The organism is Bacillus sp. DHT2 (assembly GCF_026241455.1).
Lineage (GTDB): Bacteria > Bacillota > Bacilli > Bacillales > Bacillaceae_G > Bacillus_A > Bacillus_A pseudomycoides.
Map to the genome: position 1 here is coordinate 1 of NZ_JAPHWH010000112.1, position 255 is coordinate 255.

Here is a 255-nt window from a genome sequence, read left to right on the forward strand (position 1 = left end):
ATGGTGAATAGCGATAAAACTTTGCCATAAATAATAAATGTTCTTTTAAATCTTCTGGTGACCGAAAATAACCTTCTATGCTCTTTTCCATCTTTTTTGTTAGTGCCACTACCTTTTGTTTTTTCTCCTCAAATGAAACAGGGGAACGCTTTTTACTCATTCATTTCCGCTCCCTTTGAAGAAGCTTCAATCAATTCATCCATCGTTTCTTCATTCCAGGTTTCTAAATCTGTTGGAACACATATTTTATGAGTT

The 255-nt window shown here is 34.1% G+C and carries 1 pseudogene; it reads right to left on the reverse strand.

Annotated features, from left to right (window positions below):
- A pseudogene (locus tag ORL93_RS31670) lies at positions 1–160 on the reverse strand (ArdC family protein); the annotation flags it as partial.
- Between the last annotated feature and the right edge of the window lie 95 nt (positions 161–255).